Annotated in this window: 18 protein-coding genes; 10 read left to right on the forward strand and 8 right to left on the reverse strand. The window is 70.4% G+C overall.

Annotation, left to right across the window (positions count from 1 at the left end):
• The first annotated feature begins 44 nt into the window (after positions 1 to 44).
• The 3 genes from BFN33_RS14960 to BFN33_RS14970 all read left to right on the forward strand — a co-directional run bounded on the left by BFN33_RS14960 (position 45) and on the right by BFN33_RS14970 (position 4,982).
• Complete coding sequence (locus BFN33_RS14960; protein ID WP_069760511.1) at positions 45 to 3,092, forward strand: glycoside hydrolase family 38 C-terminal domain-containing protein; 3,048 nt, start codon at positions 45 to 47, stop codon at positions 3,090 to 3,092.
• A 4-nt stretch (positions 3,093 to 3,096) separates the two neighbouring features.
• On the forward strand, positions 3,097 to 4,347 hold the full coding sequence (locus BFN33_RS14965) for an alpha-L-fucosidase (RefSeq protein WP_176742389.1): 1,251 nt from the start codon (positions 3,097 to 3,099) through the stop codon (positions 4,345 to 4,347).
• Positions 4,348 to 4,460: 113 nt separating this feature from the next.
• A complete protein-coding gene (locus BFN33_RS14970) occupies positions 4,461 to 4,982 on the forward strand; it encodes a cupin domain-containing protein (RefSeq protein ID WP_069760513.1) in 522 nt (173 codons plus the stop codon).
• Between the two features lie 56 nt (positions 4,983 to 5,038).
• On the opposite strand, the gene BFN33_RS14975 is transcribed toward BFN33_RS14970, so the two are convergent.
• Positions 5,039 to 6,718, reverse strand: coding sequence for a carbohydrate binding domain-containing protein (locus BFN33_RS14975; RefSeq protein ID WP_069760514.1), 1,680 nt, complete (start codon positions 6,716 to 6,718; stop codon positions 5,039 to 5,041).
• Between the two features lie 185 nt (positions 6,719 to 6,903).
• Positions 6,904 to 8,034, reverse strand: a complete 1,131-nt coding sequence (locus BFN33_RS14980; protein WP_069760515.1) for an ATP-grasp domain-containing protein — start codon at positions 8,032 to 8,034, stop codon at positions 6,904 to 6,906.
• 265 nt (positions 8,035 to 8,299) lie between these two features.
• Here BFN33_RS14980 and BFN33_RS14985 point away from each other — a divergent pair, with 265 nt between their 5' ends.
• Both BFN33_RS14985 and BFN33_RS14990 read left to right on the forward strand, forming a co-directional pair.
• Positions 8,300 to 9,160 (forward strand): metallophosphoesterase, encoded by an 861-nt coding sequence (locus BFN33_RS14985; protein WP_069760516.1) that lies wholly within the window; start codon positions 8,300 to 8,302, stop codon positions 9,158 to 9,160.
• Positions 9,157 to 9,837, forward strand: a complete 681-nt coding sequence (locus BFN33_RS14990) for a 4'-phosphopantetheinyl transferase (RefSeq protein ID WP_069760517.1) — start codon at positions 9,157 to 9,159, stop codon at positions 9,835 to 9,837. Before BFN33_RS14985 ends, BFN33_RS14990 begins: the two co-directional genes overlap by 4 nt.
• A gap of 22 nt (positions 9,838 to 9,859) precedes the next feature.
• Here the strand turns inward: BFN33_RS14990 and BFN33_RS14995 are convergent, their stop codons facing one another.
• Positions 9,860 to 10,099 carry a hypothetical protein gene (locus BFN33_RS14995; RefSeq protein WP_057610106.1) on the reverse strand — a complete coding sequence of 80 codons (240 nt, stop codon included), beginning with the start codon at positions 10,097 to 10,099 and terminating at the stop codon, positions 9,860 to 9,862.
• A gap of 242 nt (positions 10,100 to 10,341) precedes the next feature.
• Between BFN33_RS14995 and BFN33_RS15000 the strand changes: the two genes are divergently transcribed.
• The gene (locus BFN33_RS15000) at positions 10,342 to 11,364 is read left to right on the forward strand and encodes an alpha/beta fold hydrolase (RefSeq protein ID WP_069760518.1); all 1,023 of its coding nucleotides are present in this window, start codon (positions 10,342 to 10,344) and stop codon (positions 11,362 to 11,364) included.
• 14 nt (positions 11,365 to 11,378) lie between these two features.
• Here BFN33_RS15000 and BFN33_RS15005 read toward each other — a convergent pair whose 3' ends face one another.
• Both BFN33_RS15005 and BFN33_RS15010 read right to left on the reverse strand, forming a co-directional pair.
• Entirely contained in the window at positions 11,379 to 11,909 is a 531-nt protein-coding gene (locus tag BFN33_RS15005; RefSeq protein WP_069760744.1) for a toxin-antitoxin system, toxin component, read from the reverse strand.
• A 32-nt stretch (positions 11,910 to 11,941) separates the two neighbouring features.
• Positions 11,942 to 12,598, reverse strand: coding sequence for a helix-turn-helix transcriptional regulator (locus BFN33_RS15010; RefSeq protein ID WP_069760519.1), 657 nt, complete (start codon positions 12,596 to 12,598; stop codon positions 11,942 to 11,944).
• Between the two features lie 224 nt (positions 12,599 to 12,822).
• On the opposite strand from BFN33_RS15010, the gene BFN33_RS15015 reads away from it, so the two are divergent.
• Positions 12,823 to 13,473, forward strand: a complete 651-nt coding sequence (locus BFN33_RS15015) for a hypothetical protein (RefSeq protein ID WP_069760520.1) — start codon at positions 12,823 to 12,825, stop codon at positions 13,471 to 13,473.
• Between the two features lie 95 nt (positions 13,474 to 13,568).
• Here BFN33_RS15015 and BFN33_RS15020 read toward each other — a convergent pair whose 3' ends face one another.
• Together BFN33_RS15020 and BFN33_RS15025 are read right to left on the reverse strand one after the other, a co-directional pair.
• A complete protein-coding gene (locus tag BFN33_RS15020; RefSeq protein WP_069760521.1) occupies positions 13,569 to 14,327 on the reverse strand; it encodes a cache domain-containing protein in 759 nt (252 codons plus the stop codon).
• A 40-nt stretch (positions 14,328 to 14,367) separates the two neighbouring features.
• The gene (locus BFN33_RS15025; protein WP_069760522.1) at positions 14,368 to 15,108 is read right to left on the reverse strand and encodes a FadR/GntR family transcriptional regulator; all 741 of its coding nucleotides are present in this window, start codon (positions 15,106 to 15,108) and stop codon (positions 14,368 to 14,370) included.
• 121 nt (positions 15,109 to 15,229) lie between these two features.
• Between BFN33_RS15025 and BFN33_RS15030 the strand changes: the two genes are divergently transcribed.
• Positions 15,230 to 16,267 (forward strand): ABC transporter ATP-binding protein, encoded by a 1,038-nt coding sequence (locus tag BFN33_RS15030; protein WP_069760523.1) that lies wholly within the window; start codon positions 15,230 to 15,232, stop codon positions 16,265 to 16,267.
• Positions 16,268 to 16,273: 6 nt separating this feature from the next.
• Here the strand turns inward: BFN33_RS15030 and BFN33_RS15035 are convergent, their stop codons facing one another.
• Positions 16,274 to 17,908, reverse strand: a complete 1,635-nt coding sequence (locus BFN33_RS15035) for a transposase (protein WP_256122760.1) — start codon at positions 17,906 to 17,908, stop codon at positions 16,274 to 16,276.
• Positions 17,909 to 18,149: 241 nt separating this feature from the next.
• On the opposite strand from BFN33_RS15035, the gene BFN33_RS15040 reads away from it, so the two are divergent.
• Together BFN33_RS15040 and BFN33_RS15045 are read left to right on the forward strand one after the other, a co-directional pair.
• Positions 18,150 to 19,355 carry an ABC transporter substrate-binding protein gene (locus BFN33_RS15040; protein ID WP_069760524.1) on the forward strand — a complete coding sequence of 402 codons (1,206 nt, stop codon included), beginning with the start codon at positions 18,150 to 18,152 and terminating at the stop codon, positions 19,353 to 19,355.
• Between the two features lie 3 nt (positions 19,356 to 19,358).
• Positions 19,359 to 20,222, forward strand: a complete 864-nt coding sequence (locus BFN33_RS15045; protein ID WP_069760525.1) for an ABC transporter permease — start codon at positions 19,359 to 19,361, stop codon at positions 20,220 to 20,222.
• Positions 20,223 to 20,229: the final 7 nt, after the last annotated feature.

Genomic DNA, 20,229 nt, shown 5'->3' on the forward strand with positions numbered 1-20,229 from the left:
TGTCGGCCCCACCAGCTCGCTCTCCCCCTCCCTGGAGACCCTTCATGCACGACGAACGCCGCCGTATCGAGGAGCGCGTCCAGCGCGCCCACGACCAGCGCATCAAGTCCGCGATCTACGCGGCCACCGTCCCCTTCGAGGTCGAGGCCTGGCAGGCGCCGGGCGAGCCGGTCTCCTTCGAGGAGGCCGCGGCCGCCCGCTACACGCCCTTCGCGATGGACACCCCCTGGGGTCCGCCCTGGGGAACCACCTGGTTCCGGATGCGCGGCCGGGTGCCCGCCGAGTGGGCCGGAAAGCGCGTCGAGGCGGTGATCGACCTCGGCTTCGTCGGCGACTGGCCCGGCAACCAGGCCGAGGCCCTGGTCCACCTCGCCGACGGACGCCCCCTGAAGGCCGTCAACCCGCTCAACCAGTACGTCCCGATCGCCAACCCGGCGACCGGCGGCGAGGAGATCGACTACCTGGTCGAGGCCGCCTCCAACCCGGACATCCTCAAGGACAACTTCTCGAAGATCACGCCGATGGGCGACAAGCTCACGGCCGGCTCCGCGCCCCTCTACACCTTCCAGCGCGCCGATCTCGCCGTCCTCGACGAGGAGGTCTTCCACCTCGACCTGGACCTCCAGGTGCTGCGCGAGCTCATGGTCCACCTCGCCGAGCACGAGCCCCGCCGGCACGAGATCCTGCACGCCCTGGACCGGGCCATGGACGTCCTCGACCTGGACGACGTCTCCGGCAGCGCGGCGGCGGTCCGCGAGGTGCTCGCGCCCGTCCTCGCCAAGCCGGCCCACGCGAGCGCGCACACGGTCTCCGGCGTCGGTCACGCCCACATCGACTCCGCCTGGCTCTGGCCCATCCGCGAGACCAAGCGCAAGACGTCCCGCACCTTCTCCAACGTCACGGCGCTCGCCGACGAGTACGACGACTTCATCTTCGCCTGCTCCCAGGCCCAGCAGTACGAGTGGGTCCGCGACAACTACCCGCACGTCTGGGCCCGTATCCAGGACTCGGTGAAGAAGGGCCAGTGGGCCCCGGTCGGCGGCATGTGGGTCGAGGCCGACGGCAACCTGCCCGGCGGCGAGGCCATCGCCCGCCAGCTCATCCACGGCAAGCGGTTCTTCATCGAGCACTTCGGCGTCGAGACCAAGGGCGTCTGGCTGCCGGACTCCTTCGGCTACACCGCCGCCTACCCGCAGCTCGCCAAGCTGGCCGGCAACGACTGGTTCCTCACCCAGAAGATCTCCTGGAACCAGACCAACAAGTTCCCCCACCACACCTTCTGGTGGGAGGGCATCGACGGCACCCGGATCTTCACCCACTTCCCGCCGGTCGACACCTACAACGCCCGCTTCAGCGGTGAGGAGATGGACCGCGCGGTCCGCAACTACAACGAGAAGGGCGGCGGGACGCGCTCCCTGGCCCCCTTCGGCTGGGGCGACGGCGGTGGCGGCCCCACCCGCGAGATCATGGAGCGGGCCAGGCGCCTCGCCGACCTGGAGGGCTCGCCCAAGGTCGTCGTCGAGCACCCCGACGAGTTCTTCGCCAAGGCCCGCGAGGAGTACCCCGACGCCCCGGTCTGGGTCGGCGAGCTCTACCTCGAGCTGCACCGCGCCACCTACACCTCGCAGGCCCGCACCAAGCAGGGCAACCGGCGCTCCGAGCACCGGCTGCGCGAGGCCGAGCTGTGGGCGACGACGGCCGCGCTGCACGCGTCGGGCTACTCGTACCCGTACGACAAGCTCGACCGCCTGTGGAAGACGGTCCTGCTGCACCAGTTCCACGACATCCTGCCGGGCTCCTCGATCGCCTGGGTGCACCGCGAGGCGGAGGCCGAATACGCCCGCGTGGCCGAGGAGTTGGAGGCGCTGACCGCCGAGGCGGTGGCCGCGCTGGGCGCCGGCGGCACCCGGGTCTTCAACACCAGCCCGTTCGACCGTTCCGAGGTGGTGCGCACCGGCGACCAGGCTCTGGCGTACGTGGAGGTGCCCGCGAACGGCAGCGCGCCGCTGTCCGACGCCGAGCCCGCGCAGCCGGTCCGGGTCGCCGGTCGCGTCCTCGACAACGGTCTGGTGCGGGTGGAGGTGGCGGAGGACGGCACGCTGTCGTCCGTCCTCGATCTGCGGGCCGGCCGGGAGGTGCTGGGCGACAAGGGCAACCTGCTCCGCCTGCACACCGACCTGCCGAACTACTGGGACGCCTGGGACATCGACAAGCACTACAACAACCGGTACACGGATCTGCTCGAGCCCACGTCGGTCGAGGTCGTCTCCAAGGACCCGCTGCTGGGTGCGATCCGCGTGACGCGGGCCTTCGGCAAGGGCTCGACGATCACCCAGACCATCACCCTGCGCGCCGGCAGCCCCCGGATCGACTTCGAGACCGAGATCGACTGGCACGAGGCCGAGAAGATCCTCAAGGCCGCCTTCCCGGTGGACGTCCGGGCCGCGCACTCCTCCGCGGAGATCCAGTTCGGCCACATCCAGCGCCCCACGCACACCAACACCAGCTGGGAGGCGGCCCGCTTCGAGGTCTCCGGCCACCGCTGGGTGCACGTCGGCGAACCGGGCTACGGCGTCGCCGTGCTGAACGACTCCACCTACGGCCACGACGTCTCCCGTACCGTCCGGGAGGACGGCGGTACGACGACCACGGTCCGGCTCAGCCTGGTCCGCGCCCCGCGCATCCCGGACCCGGAGGCCGACCAGGGCACGCACCGCTTCACCTACTCGCTGCTGCCCGGCGCGAGCATCGAGGACACCGTCGCCGAGGGCTACTCCCTCAACCTCCCGCTCCGGGTGGCGGACGCGGCCGGTGCCCCCGAGCCGGTCGTCTCGGTCGACGGCGAGGGCGTGACCGTCGAGGCGGTCAAGCTCGCCGACGACGGGTCCGGTGACGTCGTGGTCCGGCTGTACGAGTCGGGCGGCGGCCGCGCCCGGGGCGTGCTGCGCACCGGGTTCCCGCTCGCCGGCGCCCAGGTCACCGACCTGCTGGAGCGCCCGCTGGAGGACGAGACGGCCGAGGTCACCGACGGCGGTGTGCCGGTCTCGCTGCGGCCGTTCCAGGTGCTGACGCTCCGACTGCGCAGGGGGTGACCCGGTGCCGATGCAACCCTGGTTCACCGACGCCAAGTTGGGGATCTTCATCCACTGGGGCATCTACGCCGTGGACGGCGTCCAGGAGTCCTGGTCGTTCTACGACGACATCGTCCCGCACGATCAGTACATGTCCCAGCTGGAGCGTTTCACGGGGGCGAAGTACGACCCCCGTGAGTGGGCCGGCCTGTTCGCCCGGGCCGGCGCCAGGTACGCCGTGCTGACGACCCGTCACCATGACGGCGTGGCCCTGTGGGACACGGAGTACGGCGACCTGAACCTCGGCAAGGACTACGTCGGCCCCTACGCCGAGGCCCTGCGCGAGAAGGACCTCAAGGTCGGCTTCTACTACTCCCACTCCGACTGGAACCACCCCGACTACGCCTCCACGCGCAAGCCGGGCCGCCCGCCGGAGCAGGAGGACAACCGCTACTCCGAGGTCGCGGCCGAGTTCGAGGACCTGGACGCCTGGGAGCGGTTCATCGCCTACCGCGACGGCCAGATCCGCGAACTCGCCTCCCGCTACCGGCCCGACCTGATGTGGTTCGACGGCGAGTGGGACCGCAGCGAGGAGCAGTGGCGCATCCCCGAACTCGCCGCGCTCATACGGTCGTACGTGCCGGACGTCGTCTTCAACGCGCGCATGCTCAGCGAGGGCGACTACGCCACCCCCGAACAGGGCGCTCCCATCGAACCGCCCGACGGTCCCTGGGAGTTGTGCCTGACGATCAACGACTCCTGGGGGTACCAGCACCAGGACCACCACCACAAGTCGCTCGCCCAGCTGATCCGCTACTTCACCGAGACCATCGGCGGGGGCGGCAATCTGCTGCTCGACGTCGGCCCGATGGAGGACGGCACCATCCCCGAGCCCCAGGTGGAGCGCCTGGAGGGGCTTGGGGAGTGGATCCGCAAGCACTCCGAGGCCGTGTACGGGACCGTGCGCGGGCTGCCCGCCGGGCACCACTACGGACCCAGCACGCTCTCCGCGGACCGCCGCGCGCTGTACCTGGTGCTCTTCGACGCACCCCGCGCCGAAGTGGGTCTCCGGGGCCTGGTCACCCCGGTCCGCAGGGTCACGGTCCTGGGCACCGGTAAGGAACTGGGCCACCAGGTGGTCGGCGGACTCCACGAGGCCGTGGGCACCGTGTGGATCGACCCGCCCGCCGAGGCCGACCTCGATCCGTACGCCACGGTGCTCAAGGTGGAACTGGACGGGGAAGCGGAGCTGTACCGGGGGGCGGGCCGGTTCTGAGGCTCCTCGCCCGTGGTCCCGTGAGGCGGGGGCACCGGACCCGGAATTGACCCATGATTCCGGCCGGAAAATGCCCCCCGCCATCGGTCGGTCGGGTCCGTAACGTCGTAGGCATGACGACGACGAAGAACGACGAGACCGCGCAGACCACGGACTTCACCCCGGTCCTCACCCGCGCCGCCGACGCCGAGACGACCCGTGACCCCAGCAGTGTGATGACGCTCCTCGCGGACTCCGACCACACCGGCGGGCGGCTCACCGGCTACCGGTCGACCTTCGCCGAGGGCGCGGTCGGCGCGCCCGCGCATCTGCACACCAGGGCCTCGGAGATGTTCTTCGTGATCGAGGGGGCGCTCCAGGTGCTGGTGGGCGAGGAGATCACCGTCCTGGAGGCGGGCGACTTCCTCGTGGTGCCGCCGCACACCCCGCACGCCTTCGCGGCCGCGCCCGGCAGGACGGCCGACGTGCTGTTCGTCTTCACGCCGGGCGCGGGCCGCTTCGACTACCTGCGACTGCTCGGCCGGGTGATGCGCGGCGAGGCCGATCCGCAGGAGATCAAGGACTCCTCGGAGCGGTTCGACAACCACTACGTCGACAGCCCGGTGTGGCGCGAGGCGCTCGCGGCGCGGGGCTGAGAGACAGCGGGAGGTCCCCGGCAGCCGCACGGCGGCGCCGGGGACCTCGTGCGTCCTCAGCCGGTGAAGTCGGCCGTGATCGAGCTGAACTGCCAGTTGCTCTGGCTGATGCCGGAGCAGTTGCTGACGACTCCGCCGCCCGGGCACGGCCGGTCGCGGTTGACCGACCAGAAGGCGAGCCGGGCGATGTGATGGGAGTTCGCCCAGTCACGGATCTGGGTCCAGATCGCCGGGGTCGTGTTCTCCTGCTGGTCGGAGAGGCCGTTCATGCCGGAGATGCCGATGTGGGAGTACGCGGTGGCGTCGTCCCAGCCGAAGGTGGACTTCAGCTTGGCCTTCAGCCCCTCCGTGGCGTTCACGGTGCTGCCGTACATGTCGGAGCCGCCGCCGAAGTCGAACGGCATGATGGTGAAGACGTCGATGTTCGCGCCCAGCGACTGCGCCTGCTCGATGAGCCGGTTGCCGTAGTAGGTCGGGCCGGTGGTCGAGGTGCCGAAGGTGACGATGGTCTTCAGGCCCGGGTTGTTGGCCTTGACCGTCTTCAGCGCGGTCAGGATCCTCGCCTGCACGGCCTCGTTCTCGAACTCGTCGCTGTTCTCGATGTCCATGTCGATCGCCTTGAGCGAGTAGGCGTCGATCACCTTCTGGAGTGCGGCCGCGAGGGCGCTCGCGGAGGAGCAGTTGGCGCCGAGCTTGCTGCCCTGCCAGCCGCCGAACGACGGGACGATGTCACCTCCGGCGGCCCGGATCTGGTTGATGGCGGTCTGGTCGACACCGCCGGTCAGCGGCCGGGTGGAGTCCCAGGCGGGGTTGCAGCCACCGGAGTCCAGCACGAACGCCATCGTGAACCACTTGACGCCGGTCGCGCTCATCACCGTGCTCGGGCTCGGCGGATCGCCCCAGCCCTCGTACAGATACGGCGCGGCCTGCTTGAAGCCGGTGCCGCCCCCGCCGCCCGCGTCGGTCGTCACGCTCACGGAGTTGGAGGCCCCGGAGGTGTTCCCGGCCGCGTCGCGCGCCTTGACGGTGAAGGTGTACGCCATGCTCGGCGAGAGACCGCTGACGGTGGCGGACGTCCCGGAGACGGTGAGGACGTTGTTGGAGCCGCTGTAGATGTCGTAGCCCGTGACGCCCACGTTGTCCGTCGAGGCGTTCCACTTCAGGGACACGCTGGACGACGTCTTGCCCGTGGTGGCGAGTCCGGTCGGCGCGCTCGGCGCCTGCGTGTCCGAACCGCCGCCCCCGCCGGGCCCGTCGAGGCTGATGTCGTCGGCGTAGTAGGTGCCCTGGGCGTACCAGCCGTGGACGTAGACGGTGGCGCTGGTCTGCGAGGCGCCGGTGGTGAAGGTCGTGGTGAGTTGGCTGTACGCCGACGGGGAGGTCGTCCATGTGGAGGCGCCGCCGTCCACGCCGAGGTAGACGTAGGAGCCGCGCACCCAGCCGCTGAGGCTGTAGGTCGTGTTCGGCTGGACGGCGACGGTCTGGCTGCACTGGGCGTTGTCGCTCGAACTCACCGCGCCCTGAAGGGCTTTGGCGCCTCCGTGCACGGGCGAGGAGACGACCGAGCCGAGGTTGCCGGTGCACGTCCAGGGGGAGAGGTTCCCGGATTCGAAGCCGGGGTTGGTCAGGACGTTGGCCGCCTGGGCCGTGCCGGGCAGAGCGACGGCACCGGCGAGCGCGAGGGCTGCGGTGCCGAGCAGAGCGAGAAGTCTGGAACGTCTGAGTGGGTTGCGCACGCGATCTCCCTGAAGAAATGGGGGTGTTCGGGAGTGCAGAAAGCTGCAGGGGAGTGCAGCGGGGGTGCGCAACCAAGTTGGTATGGACCAATCGACCTGTCAAGACAACTGACGGAAGTTGAACCTGCCCAGGGGCGCGGGGAACTGCGCGACAAGCCACAGACGACCCGCGCCCGGCAGACAACCTAAAGCGGCAGTACCTGACCCGCCGCCTGAACAACAACAGGCTCAGCAGCCGCAGGCGCGGGCACCGCGGGCAACGGCTCGGAAACCTCCCGCTGAGCCGGAATCGACACCGGCCGCAACTGCCTGAGCCCCGACACCACCGTGTAGTCCTGCCCCAGGAACGGCGGCTCGATCACCCCGGTGTCCTCACCGAGCGCCAACTGCACAGCGGCCCAAGGCACGTTGACCCCGCACAGCGAGAGCTGGTGCAGCCCGCCCGCGGGCCGCGTGTTGACGTCCATGAGCACGGGCCGGTCACCGAACATCCGGAACTGGATGTTGGACAGGTAGTGCAGCCCGAACCCCTCGGCGACCAGCCGTGCCGGCTCCAGCCACTGCTCGTCCTGCGTGAACCCGCGCCGCCGCCCGTTCTTCGTGCGGCCGATCGCCAGCCGCACCCGGTTGTCGGGACCGGTGAGCGTGTCCACCGACACCTCCGGCTGCTCGAGACGCGGCATGACCAGCCAGTCCACCCGCTCCTCGGCCTCCTTCAGCGCCTCCACGACCATGTCGAGCGACACGTAGGGGCCCGGGAAGCCGTTGAGCTGCGCGAGCGAGAAGGGTGCGCGTGTGATGATCCGGAAGCCGACCCCGCCCGCGCCGGACGCGGGCTTGAAGCAGGCCTTGTGACCGCCGGCCTCCAGTTCCTCCACGGCCGCGACCAGCTCGTCCGCGGTCCGCACCCGCCACCACGGCGGCACCGGAACGCCGACCGCCTGGACCGCCTCGTAGGCGACGACCTTGTCATGGAAGACGGCGACGGCCTCCGGCGGCGGTGCGAGCAGCGCCGTACCGATCGCGGCGAAGTCGGCACGATGGGCGACGATCGCCGCCTGGTGCAGGCGGGGCACGAACACGTCGATGCCGCGCCGCTGGCACTGGTCGAGGGCGAACTCGACATAGCCGGCCGGGGACAGTCCCTCCGGCTCCAGCTCGGCGGTGTCCGCGGCGGCCAGCACGGGCGAGTCGGCGTCTCCGTGCGTCGCATGGATCTCGACGGCTCTGGCGCTGGGATTTCGCCGCAACTGATCCATGAAGAACACGTTCTCCGCGTACGTGCGGTTGAGCCAGACGCGTACGCGAGAGAGCATGCAGGCCGCCTTTCGGGTTTGCGGGCAGGGCGAAGCAGGCCCGTGCCCGGGCAGGGTGGTTGGAGGGTCACCAAACAGCCCCTTGCGAAGGGGAAGTTTTCAGAGCGGTGGTGGTGGGGCGATCATACGGCTTTCCGGAGGGCACGCGTGCAACACCCGTGTTACGGAATTTCCGATCATGAAACTCCGCCGCCCGGGCCACTCTTGTACCAGGAAAACAAATGTGATCTCGTGGTCCCACCCGCGTGCTCGGAGGGGGCGAGAGGTGACGTCTACGGCCGGTGGTGCGGCCCAGCTGCTGGCCATCAGTGACCTGCACATCGGATATCCCGAGAACCGCTCCCTCGTCGAGCGGATGCGCCCCGACACCGACGACGACTGGCTCCTGGTGGCCGGTGACGTGGCCGAGACCGTCGCCGACGTCCGCTGGGCCCTGCAGACCCTCGCCGGCCGTTTCCGTCAGGTCGTCTGGGCCCCCGGCAACCACGAACTGTGGACCCATCCGAAGGACACCGTCACCCTGCGCGGGGTCGCCCGCTACGAGCACCTCGTCCAGATGTGCCGGGAACTCGGCGTCCTCACCCCCGAGGACCCCTATCCCGTCTGGGACGGCCCCCGCGGTCCCGTCGCCGTCGCCCCGCTGTTCCTGCTGTACGACTACACCTTCCTGCCGCCCGGCTGCACCACCAAGGAGCAGGGCCTCGAGTACGCGCACGGCACCGGCATCGTCTGCAACGACGAGTTCCTGCTGCACCCCGACCCCTACCCGTCCCGCGAGGCCTGGTGCCGGGCCCGGGTCGCCGAGACCGAGCGCAGACTCGCCGCGCTCCCCGACGACCTGCCCACGGTCCTGATCAATCACTACCCGCTGGACCGGCACCCGACGGACGTCCTGTGGTACCCCGAGTTCGCGATGTGGTGCGGCACCACGCTGACCGCCGACTGGCACCGCAGGTTCCGCGTCGAGACCATGGTCTACGGCCATCTGCACATCCCGCGGACCACCTGGCACGAGGGCGTCCGCTTCGAGGAGGTGTCGGTGGGCTACCCGCGGGAGTGGCGCAAGCGGCCGGAGCCGCCCGGACGGCTGCGCCGGATCGTGCCCAGGGAGGTCGGCGCACTGTGATCGAGGAACTCCTGCCGGACTCGGTGGTGGCCGTCGAGGTCCACGGTCACGACGAGCCGGCGAACATCACGCTGTACCCCGAGGAAGCCGCGCTCGTCGCCTCGGCGGTCCCCAAACGCCGACGTGAGTTCACCGTCGTGCGGGCCTGCGCCCGCCGGGCCATGGAGAAGCTCGGGGTGCCGCCGCAGCCGGTCCTGCCCGGGGAACGCGGCGCCCCGCGGTGGCCGGCGGGCCTCACCGGCAGCATGACCCACTGCGACGGCTACTGCGCCGCCGCCCTGGTCCGCACCGCCGACCTGGCCTCCCTCGGCATCGACGCCGAACCCCACGGACCGCTCCCGGAAGGCGTGCTGGAGAGTGTCTCCCTGCCGGGGGAACGGGTCAGGCTGCGGGAACTCGCCGTGACGTACCCCGCGGTCCACTGGGACCGGTTGCTGTTCAGCGCCAAGGAGTCCGTCTACAAGGCGTGGTTCCCGCTCACCGGCAAGTGGCTGGACTTCGCCGAGGCCGACATAGAGATCCTCGTCGACCCCGCACGGCCCTCCGGAGGCGCTCTGCGCGCCGAACTCCTCGTCCCCGGCCCGCTGGTGGGCGGCGAGCGCCGCGGTGTCCTCGAGGGCCGCTGGATGGTCCAGGGCGGCCTGGTCGCCACATCGATGACCGTGCCGCACGCCTGAGCGCGCGGCGCGGGTCGAATGTCTAGGACTCCGGTGGACACCAGCTCTGCAGCAGCCTGAAGAACGCCTCCTCGTTGCCCGCGAGGCCCGCGTCCGCCAGGGCCTGTTCGGCCTCGGCGAGGACCGCCGGCGGGACGACCGGTGGTCGGGCGGTGTCGGGTGGGCCGGCCGCGGTGTCGAAGGCGGCTCGGACCGTGTGCAACAGCCGCAGATAGGCCTGGACGGCGGTGCGCTCACGGTCGGTCAGTACGGCGGTGGGCATCGGCGGCTCTCCCCAAGTCGGCGTCGGTCGCACCCCCGGCCGGGGCGCGTCGGTTCGCAGCCCGTACGGGCGTGCATCTCCAGCTTGCCGTCCACCACTGACAATCCGGCTTGCGCGCCCCTGCGTTCGCCCGCTTAGCGGAGGCGAAACCTCCCCGAAACCACTGGTGGGAAAGCAGTCCTACGCTGGGAGGGAGGGCTTTCGGCCGCCTTGATCCGCGGCCGGGTGAACGGGAGGCGAGCATGGTCGACGACCCGCGCCGGCGCCCGGTGCGCGCCGTCCGGCTGCGCTCGGTGGGCGAGGCGGAACTGGAGTTGCAGTACCGCGTGGTGCACGGTTACCGCCGTGCCTTCCGCATGGCGGGCACGGGCCCGCCGCTCGTCCTCATCCACGGCATCGGTGACTCCTCGGCGACCTGGGCCGAGCTGATTCCCGACCTCGCCCGCACCCACACCGTCATCGCCCCCGACCTGCTCGGTCACGGCGACTCCGACAAGCCGCGGGCCGACTACTCGGTGGCCGCGTACGCCAACGGCGTCCGTGATCTGCTCACCACCCTGAACATCGAGTCGGCCACCCTGGTCGGGCACTCACTGGGCGGGGGAGTGGCCATGCAGTTCGCCTACCAGTTCCCCGAGCGCACCGAGCGGCTCATCCTGGTCAGCGCCGGCGGTGTGGGCCGCGAGGTCAACCCCGTGCTGCGGCTGGTCTCCCTGCCCGGCGCCCACCTCATGCTGTCCTCGCTGCGGCTGCCCGGCATGCGGCTCCAAGTGGGCCTCGGCATCCGCCTGATGAAGCTCCTGGACACCGACCTCGGCCAGGACGCCCCGGATCTGCTCAACCTCGTCGACGCGCTCCCGGACGAGACCTCCCGCAACGCCTTCATCCGCACCCTGCGCGCGGTCGTCGACTGGCGTGGCCAGGTCGTCACCATGCTCGACCGCTGTTACCTCACCGAGGGCATGCCGACCATGCTGCTGTGGGGCGACCGGGACAGCGTGGTACCCGTCCGGCACGCCTTCGGGGCGCACGAGGCGATGCCGGGCAGCCGCCTGGAGATCTTCGAGGGCGCCGGTCACTTCCCGTTCCACAGTGATCCCACGCGGTTCGTCTCGCTGGTCGAGGAGTTCACGGCGACCACGGCTCCGGCGGACTGGAGCCGTGACCACTGGAGGCAACTGCTCCGGGACGGCGGCCCCGGCACCTCGCGGGCACGGCGCGGGGAGCGTGATCTGAGGGAGGCGAGCGAACGCAGCGCGACGTGACGTCGGGGCGGGGCTCAGCCCTGTGGGCCCAGATAGCCCAGCGACGCCTCGATCCGTCCCGCCAGACGGTCCCGCTGCACCGGCCCTCGCAGCGACGAACCGGCCAGCCAGGTCCGGCACTTGCTGGCCAGTAACAGGCCGAAGCTCTCCGCCTCCCCCTCGTCGTCGAGCTCGAAGCGGCTACGGGCGGCCACCTTGCGGACCGTGGCCTGGAGATCGGCGTCGTCGCTGAGGAGGCGGGCGGCGACCGCGGCGCCCTCGACGTGGTGGGAGCAGTGGCCGGCGTTCATGTGCCACAGCTCGTGGCCGAGGATCACCAACTGGTGGTCCGGGGCGGTGCGTTCCTCGATCACCACGAGATCCTGGTCGGCCATGTCGAGCCACAGCCCGCTGGCCGTGCCGGGCGGGAAGGGCGCCGTACGGAAGTGGACCGGGCGGCCCCGGCGTCTGCTCATCGCGTCGCACAGGGCGCCGTAGAGGTCCTCGGGCCGTGCCGGGGCGTCGAGTTCCAGCTCCGCCACCAACTCGCCGCTCAGACGGCGCATGTGCTTACCGATGCCCACAGTTGTCTCCCGGATCAGGACTCGGGCCGCTTGACGCTCTCCAGGAGCATGTCCAGCCACTCGGCGACCTTGTCACGGTGCTGGTCGGTGGGCAGCTGCGCGGCCCGCCAGGCGATCCCGCGGACGCCGTGGTCCTGGAGCAGCCGCTCCAACGGGTCGCGGGCGGCCGCGGCGGCCTCCCGCTCCCGGTCGGCGAGCTTGTGCAGGAGCTCCTGCTCGGTGTGCTGGAGCGCACCCGCGAGCGCCTCGGGGTCCTCGGCCGTCAAAAACCCGGCGTGCACCCGGAAGAACCGCTGGATGGCGTCGCAGTGCTCCATGGTGGGGCGCCGGTCGCCGTTGATCAGGGCACCCGCCTGCTGCCGGGACATGCCCGCGCCGTCGGCGATCTCCTGCTGGGTGTACTTGCGCCCGTTGGGCTTGAGCCGGGTGCGCCGCAACAGGTCGAGCCGCTGCAGGAACCGCGCCTGGACGTCCGGTTCACCCGCCGGGCGCCCGCTCAGCAGGGCCTTGACCACGGGCTCGGGGACACCGGAGGCGACCGACAGCCGACCGGTGTCGAAGACCTGCGCATGCGGCACGCCGAGCCGGTCGGAGAGTGCGGTGACGCGGGCGACGACGGCCGTCAGCACGACCGTTGCCGCGTCGTCCGGGCTCTCGAAGCCATCCGACACCGACAGATCTCCTACGTCTCTCACCCGACTGGTCACAGGCGGTCGCCGTGAACTTCCCGGAGAGTAGCCCGTTGTTCGAACTCACATCCAGGTGTCGCCACAACTGTGGCCAATTTCAGCCGTCAACCGCTACGGAATGCCACGATAGTTGACACGGCTCGCTCCGGGGAAGCAGGATCAAGGCGCCGCGTGAAGGCCGCATAGGCAAGAGGGGTGACCTCCCGATGGCATATCAGGCAGGTGGGCAGCGGTCGGAACTGCGGCCCGTCCCCGAGGGGCTCGAAGCCCAGGCGTATCTTCAGGACTACGCCACGCTCCTGGAAGCCGTCCCCTTCCCGTCCGTCGTCCTCGACCACCGCTGGGACGTCGTCCTCGCCAACGCCGCTTTCGCGTCACTTTTCCGTGCCGTGGGTCCGCATCCGACGGCCATGCCGGGCGACAACTTCCTCCGGTTCGTCCTCTTTCACCCGGACGCGAGCAGTGTCCTCGGCGAGCACGAGTCGCGCTGGTGTCTGCCGATGCTCGCGCACTTCGCGGCCGCGGTGGAGCGGCACGGCCACGACCACGGCATCCAGGCGATCCGCCGGGACATCGCCCAGGACCCGATCATGGACGCCGCCTACCGGCACGGACTGCCGCACTGGATCCGCGCCGTCGGCGAGCGGGCCGTGGAGCACGACGGCTCCGTACGCCCGCTGGTGCACCCCGACCCGCGCTGGGGCGCCACGGACTGCCGGATCGTCGACGAGACCCCGCGCACCCTGCGCGACCTGGGCTACACCCGGCTGACCCTGGTGCTCCGCACGGCTCCCACCCGGCGTCGCCCGCGTCGCGCGGCGACTCACCTCACGGTGGTCCCCACCCCCCAGGTCTGACGGGCACCGTCGGCGTTCAGGTCGTCGACGGCGCCTCGTCAGTAGATGTCGGGCCCCGTGGAGCACGGGTGTTCCACGGTGCCGCCCCTCGCGGCTCACTCCGCCACCACGAGCACCAAAGGCACCCCTTCGCACGGCACCAGCCGCACCCCGTCGGCCCGCCCGGGCCTCCCTGTCGCCAACGCCCCCGCGAAGTCCGGGCCCTTGTCGAGGGAACCGACCAGCCGGCGCGGGTCGGTGGAGGCGGCGACCCGGCCGCGGGCGTTCACCAGACGGGCGGGGCGCGGGAGTTGGTGCAGCATCGGCATCACGGCCGCCTCGAAGTGCCGTAGGTACACATCGGCCGCGGCCACCCCGGCGAACCGGCCCGCCACCTCGACCGGCGCCGACAGCGTCAGGCTGTACTCGTCGGAGCAGAGGTAGTCGACATACGGCCCGGCCACCGCCCGCTCCCCGGTGTCACGGGGGAGCGCGAACCAGTCCCAGTGGGTGTAGTCGGCGTACGCCGAGTGCTCGGGGTCCAGGTCGAGCAGCAGCGGCCGTACGTCACCCTCCGAGCCGGTCTGCCACCACTCCAGCCACGCGGGTACGTCCGTCAGCAGTCCCGGGGCGGCGACGAAGCCCACCCCGGACACCAACTCGTGCCGGGCGAGCCGTAGATGAAGACCCGGGCGCAGGGTGGCGAGGTCCACGGTGGCGGGGCGGCGGCCCTCGGCGGTCACCCGTTCCAGCAGGGCCGTGGTGTCCGCGCGGGTCGCGGCCACGGCGTCGAAGACCGTCTCCACGGCCGAGCGGACCCGCGCCGCGACCGACTCCTCCGGTGCCTTGTCGAGCATTGCCGTCGCGAGGCCCATGGCTGCCCTCCAGCGGACGGGGACCGTTCGAGCGAGGCGGCTACAGCGACAGACGCAGGGCGATCAGCCGTGCCGTGGACTCCCGCACGCATCGCTCGACCAGTTCCCTGGCCGATTCGTGGGCCCCATCCTGCACGGCGGAGATGACGAAACGGAGTCGCTCGGACACCTCTTCACGATATTCGCCGTCCCCGAGCACAAGACACAACAGTGCCCCGACCTCCGTCTGCAGGGCGACCTGCTCCCGGGTCAGCCGCGCCGACTGCGCGGCCGCGGCCAGCTCCACATGGAAGCGGCCGTAGAGGCGACTGCACCCGGCCGCGTCCTGAGCCTGCGTCAACTCCCCGGCCGTCCGCCGTAGTTGTACGAGGTCCTCGGGCTCCGTGCGCTCGGCCGCGAGCCTCGCCGCCGTACCGGACAGGGCGGCCCAGTGGTCGCCGAGGTCACGCAGTTCCTCGGTGCTCCAGCCGCGCAGACGGACCTTGAGCCGCTCCTCGCCCGGGGCTTCGGGCAGCGAGACGAAGGAGCCGCCGCCGCGGCCCCGGCGGGTGGTGACGAGCCCCTGCTGGCGCAGCGCCATGAGCGCCTCCCGCAGGGTCACCGTGGACACGCCGAGCTGACCGGCCAGTTCGCTCTCGCCCGGCAGCTGCTCACCGTCGCCGAGCAGCCCGAGCTCGATGGCGTCGCCGATCCGGCGCACGACCGCGTCCACCCGCGCCCTGCTGTCGACCGGGGCGAAGACGGCTCTGCGGGCGCCGCCGTCGATGCGCTGCTGGTTCACGGCCACCACCTTGCACGTTGACTCAAACTTTACCCCAAGGGGCCCTTGAGATTGGAACTATGACTTCATATGTTTCCGGTCTATCGGTCAACTCTCGAGCGAGCCAGAAAGGTTCCCGCCCATGGAGGGAAGCGCGATCCGGCTGCACCACCTGCGGAAGTCGTTCGGGGAGACGACCGCCGTGGCCGGGATCGACCTGGAGATCCGGGACGGGGAGTTCTTCTCGATGCTCGGCCCCTCCGGCTCGGGCAAGACCACGGTCCTGCGCCTGATCGCCGGCTTCGAGACCCCCACCGAGGGCCGCGTCGAGCTCGCCGGACAGGAGGTCACCGGCCTCGCACCCTTCGAGCGGGACGTCCACACCGTCTTCCAGGACTACGCCCTCTTCCCCCACATGAGTGTCGAGCAGAACGTCGCCTACGCGCTCAAGGTCCGGGGGGTGCCCAGGGCGGAGCGGGCGGTGCGGGCGCGCAAGGCACTCGGCGAGGTGCGTCTGGAGGGCTTCGGCAGACGGCGTCCGGCGCAGCTGTCCGGCGGGCAGCGCCAGCGGGTCGCTCTCGCCCGGGCCCTCGTCGGCCGTCCCCGGGTGCTGCTGCTCGACGAGCCGCTCGGGGCGCTCGATCTGAAGCTGCGGGAGGAGATGCAGGTCGAGCTCAAGGCGCTCCAGCGCGAGGTCGGCATCACCTTCGTGCTCGTCACCCACGACCAGCAGGAGGCCCTGACGATGAGCGACCGTATCGCCGTCTTCCACCAGGGCCGTATCGAACAGGTCGGTACCCCGGCCGAGATCTACGAACGCCCCGCGACGCCCTTCGTGGCGTCCTTCGTCGGCACGTCCAATCTCCTCGAAGGGGACACCGCCCGCCGGATCGTCGGCGTGCCGGGTACCTACAGTGTCCGGCCCGAGAAGATCCGCATCCTGAAGGAGTCCGCGGAGCCGGACGAGCCGGAACACGCCTCTGTCACCGGGACCGTCGCCGAGGTGGTCTACCTGGGCGACGCCACGCGCTTCCTCGTCGACCTCGACGGGGGCGGCCGCCTCACCGCCCTTCAGCAGAACCTGGAGACGTCGTCCGAGGACGTGGCCGGGTACCGGGGTGCCCGGGTGCGACTGCAATGGCACAGGCGGCATGCCGTCGCGGTGCCCACCACTGACTGACCGTTCCTAAAGACTGAGCGAGAGTGGGTCCTGTTGCCAGAACGCATGCTCAGCCGGGTGTCCCGAACGGTGTTGGGCACCCTGGTCGCCCGCTTTCGCTCCACTGCCGGGCGGCGCGCATCCGGTGCGCGGTCCGGGAATGTGGGGGCGGGGTCCCTCACGCCGACGAATCTCCGGTCGGGCCTGGACGGTCCGATGCCCCGCACCATCACTCCGGTGATGCGGGGGCGGTGTCGTCCGTCGCCTGATCGGATGTCCGAGGGCGCGTCGCCCGATCGCGATGCTTGCCGCATCGTGCCGGGAAATCGTGCGTCGTGGGGTGGTCAGTGGTTTCTGCCAGTGCTGGGCGCCCCATCGGCTGGTGTAGGCGGGGTCGACCGCGACGACGACGATGTCCTGTTCGGCGGCCATCGACACCAGCCGGGCTTTGAGCTTCGCGGTGGGGAAGCGGGAGATGAGGCGGCGGAAACGCTTGTTGCGGCCGTGCTTCTCGCGGCTGGTGCCGTCGCTGAAGTCGAGGTCCTCAATCGCGATCGCGGCGGCCCCGCAGCGCCGGGCGTGGTGCAGCAGCCGGGTCAGGGCGTGCCGGATCTGCGCGTTCCGGTGCTGGGTGCTCCCGGTGAGGTCGTAGAAGAAGCGCTGCGGTTCGCCGACCGGGTTGCCGTGCACATCCAGGTGCCAGGCGGCGAGGTGGTCGTCGTTCATGTCCACCCCCACCACGCCCCGCGCCAGCGCCGCCTGAAGCGGCAGGACGGGAGCGGCTGCGCGCTGCCAGGACGCGGTGACATACCAACGTCCGCGCATCACATCGTGGTGGATGCGGTAGGCCACCGCCCGGTTCGCGGTGACCCGGTCACGCCACTCCTGCCCGCGGTGTCGGAACGCCACCGGGGCGTCGAGGACGTAGCGGCCGTGCGGGGCGTTGGCCAAGTGGGCCAGCGGGGCCGGGAGCTTGACCGAGAGTCGGCCGGTGTCGGTGACGCGGATCGTCTCGTTGCCGAAGCGCTTGCCGGACTCCCCGTCTGCGGTCAGGAACATCCGCTCCGCGCGCCAGCGCTGCCGCCAGGCCTGCTCGTCCAGGCCGGCCGCTTGAAGGTGGTGACGGGTCTTCGCGAGGCGTTTGCCACCGCGCACCACCCGCACCCGGCCCGCCGCCCAGTCCGCCTCCAACCCCACGAGGCGGGCCTTCAGCGTCTGCAGGCGGCGGGACTTGGCGTGCCACTCAGCGCGCGAGCCGTACCCGCGCACCAGGCCGTCCCGCTTGTCCGCCTTGGCCCCCAAGGGCCGGGCCAGCCGCGCCTCGATGGACGTGATCTGCCCTCGCAGCCAGGCCATGTGGGCGGCCTGCCCGCGCCGGGCCAGCGCCCACTGATCATGGCTGGCCTTGGTGATACTGCCCGCCCACCGAGCCGACGACGTCCCCGTCAGCGACCTCTTGCGCACCGCCCACGAGGCCGCATCATGACCTGGCCCCTGCCGGGACCGCTCCGCGAGATCACCGGCCGCCAACGAACCCAAGTAGACGCCGACCTCGGTGAGCACCGCCGCGTCCGCATCCGACACCCGCAGTCGGTCCCGGATCGCGACCCCGGCCGGGCCGGGCACCACGAACGACGCCTCCACATTCCGCGACCCGCCCACTCGTACACCCCCGCCCTGCCGAAGACCCCCGTCCACGGCAGTCAACGAGCAGCATCCGCAAAGGTCACCCATTCGACCCACGAACTCCGGTTCCCTCCCGAATCCGCAGGCAGCCCACCCACATCAGCAGACCTCTTGGCGTGCAGATGAACCACCACATCCAGTACGGGCGCTCACCCACGATCACCAGAAGTCACTTCCGCCAAGTCCAGCGGCAACGGTTCCCAACCCCTTCTCGCAGATGGAGTACGTCGTGCGCCTCACCCTCAAGGCGGCTGCGGCCGTCACCCTCCTGTTCGTCGCCACCGCCTGCGGCTCCTCCGACTCCGGCCCCGGCGGCTCCTCCTCCGGACTCAACCCGCCCGATCTCAAGGCGCCCACCAAGCTCGGCGCGACCGAGGGGCAGGTCAATCTGATCGCCTGGGCCGGCTATGTCGAGGACGGCTCCAACGACCCGAAGGCCGACTGGGTCAGCGACTTCGAGAAGCAGACCGGCTGCCGGGTCAACTCCAAGACCGCCGCCAGCTCCGACGAGATGGTCAAGCTGATGAAGACCGGTCAGTACGACGCCGTCTCCGCCTCCGGCGACGCCTCCCTGCGCCTCATAGCCTCCGGCGACGCGGCCCCCGTCAACACCGCCCTCGTCCCCAACTACCGGGACATCTTCAGCGGGTTGAAGAACGGCGCCTGGAACTCCGTCGACGGGCGGATGTACGGCATCCCGCACGGCCGGGGCGCCAACCTGCTGATGTACAACACCGAGAAGGTCACCCCCGCGCCGACGTCCTGGTCCGCCGTCTTCGACGACGCCTCCACATACCAGGGCCACGTCACCGCGTACGACTCACCGATCTACATCGCCGACGCGGCGCTGTATCTGAAGGCGACCAAGCCCGATCTCGGCATCAAGGATCCCTACGCCCTGGACCAGAAGCAGTTCGACGCCGCCGTGGCCCTGCTCAAGCGGCAGAACGCGAACATCGGCGAGTACTGGAGCGACTATCTCAAGGAGATCTCCGCGTTCAAGAGCGGTGACTCCGTGGTCGGCACCACCTGGCAGGTGATCGCCAACCTCACCGCGGACGAGGGCGCCAAGGTCAAGGCCTTCGTCCCCGAGGAGGGTTCGACCGGCTGGTCCGACACCTGGATGGTCTCCGCCAAGGCCAAGCACCCCAACTGCGCCTACAAGTGGCTCGACTGGATCGTCTCGCCGAAGGTCAACGCCCAGGTCGCCGAGTACTTCGGCGAGGCACCCGCCAACTCCAAGGCCTGCGACCTCACCAGTGACAAGAACTTCTGCACGACCTACCACGCCTCCGACGAGGACTACTGGAAGAACATCGCCTTCTGGAACACGCCCATCGAGCAGTGCCTGGACGGCCGCACGGACGTCAAGTGCGTGCCGTACGCCAAGTGGGTCCAGGCGTGGACCGAGATCAAGGGCTGAGGCATGGCCCTGCTGACGCGGACCGCGGGGGCGCTGCACCGACGCCCCCGCCTGAGGCTCTCCCTGCTCCTCGCCGCCCCGCTGCTGTGGCTGGCGGTGCTCTATCTCGGTTCGCTGACCGTGCTGTTCGTCTCCGCGTTCTGGACGACGAACTCCTTCACCTCCGAGGTGGTGAAGGTCTGGTCGACCGACAACTTCCGCGAGCTGTTCACCACGCCGGTGTTCCGGCAGGTGATCCTGCGCAGCGTGGGTGTGGCGCTGGCCGTCACCGTCCTGTGCGCGGTGATCGCCTTCCCGGTCGCCTTCTACACGGCACGGGTCGCGCGGCCCAGGTGGCGACCGCTGCTGGTCGTCGCCATCCTCACCCCGCTGTGGGCGAGTTACCTGGTCAAGGTGTACGCCTGGCGGCTGATCCTCTCCGAGGGCGGGCTCGCCGACTGGATGCTGAAGCCGTTCGGGCTGAGCGGCCCGGGGTTCGGCCTGACGGCGGCCGTGCTGACCCTGACGTACCTCTGGCTGCCGTACATGATCCTGCCGATCCACACGGCGCTGGAGCAGCTGCCCGCCAATCTGCTCGACGCCTCGGCCGACCTGGGGGCGCGGGCCGGCCGGACCTTCCGGTCGGTGGTGCTCCCGATGGTGCTGCCGTCGGTCGCGGCCGGGTCGATCTTCACGTTCTCACTGAGCCTCGGCGACTACATCACCGTGCAGATCGTCGGCGGCAAGACCCAGCTGATCGGCAACCTCGTCTACTCCAACATCGAACTCAACCTGCCGATGGCCGCCGCGCTCGGCACGGTGCCGGTGGCCGTGATCGTGCTGTACCTGCTGGCGATGCGCCGCACCGGCGCCCTGAGCAGCCTGTAGAGGAGCC

The organism is Streptomyces sp. LUP47B (assembly GCF_001746295.1).
GTDB lineage: Bacteria > Actinomycetota > Actinomycetes > Streptomycetales > Streptomycetaceae > Streptomyces.

Bases quoted from the DNA above. Each gene is read 5' to 3' on its own strand.
- BFN33_RS15000 (WP_069760518.1), top strand. From the start codon at position 10,342: ATGGTCGACGACCCGCGCCGGCGCCCGGTGCGCGCCGTCCGGCTGCGC.
- BFN33_RS14970 (WP_069760513.1), top strand. From the start codon at position 4,461: ATGACGACGACGAAGAACGACGAGACCGCGCAGACCACGGACTTCACC.
- BFN33_RS15040 (WP_069760524.1), top strand. From the start codon at position 18,150: ATGGAGTACGTCGTGCGCCTCACCCTCAAGGCGGCTGCGGCCGTCACC.
- BFN33_RS15030 (WP_069760523.1), top strand. From the start codon at position 15,230: ATGGAGGGAAGCGCGATCCGGCTGCACCACCTGCGGAAGTCGTTCGGG.
- BFN33_RS15020 (WP_069760521.1), bottom strand. From the start codon at position 14,327: ATGGGCCTCGCGACGGCAATGCTCGACAAGGCACCGGAGGAGTCGGTC.
- BFN33_RS14980 (WP_069760515.1), bottom strand. From the start codon at position 8,034: ATGCTCTCTCGCGTACGCGTCTGGCTCAACCGCACGTACGCGGAGAAC.
- BFN33_RS15015 (WP_069760520.1), top strand. From the start codon at position 12,823: ATGGCATATCAGGCAGGTGGGCAGCGGTCGGAACTGCGGCCCGTCCCC.
- BFN33_RS14995 (WP_057610106.1), bottom strand. From the start codon at position 10,099: ATGCCCACCGCCGTACTGACCGACCGTGAGCGCACCGCCGTCCAGGCC.
- BFN33_RS15045 (WP_069760525.1), top strand. From the start codon at position 19,359: ATGGCCCTGCTGACGCGGACCGCGGGGGCGCTGCACCGACGCCCCCGC.
- BFN33_RS15005 (WP_069760744.1), bottom strand. From the start codon at position 11,909: ATGCGCCGTCTGAGCGGCGAGTTGGTGGCGGAGCTGGAACTCGACGCC.
- BFN33_RS14960 (WP_069760511.1), top strand. From the start codon at position 45: ATGCACGACGAACGCCGCCGTATCGAGGAGCGCGTCCAGCGCGCCCAC.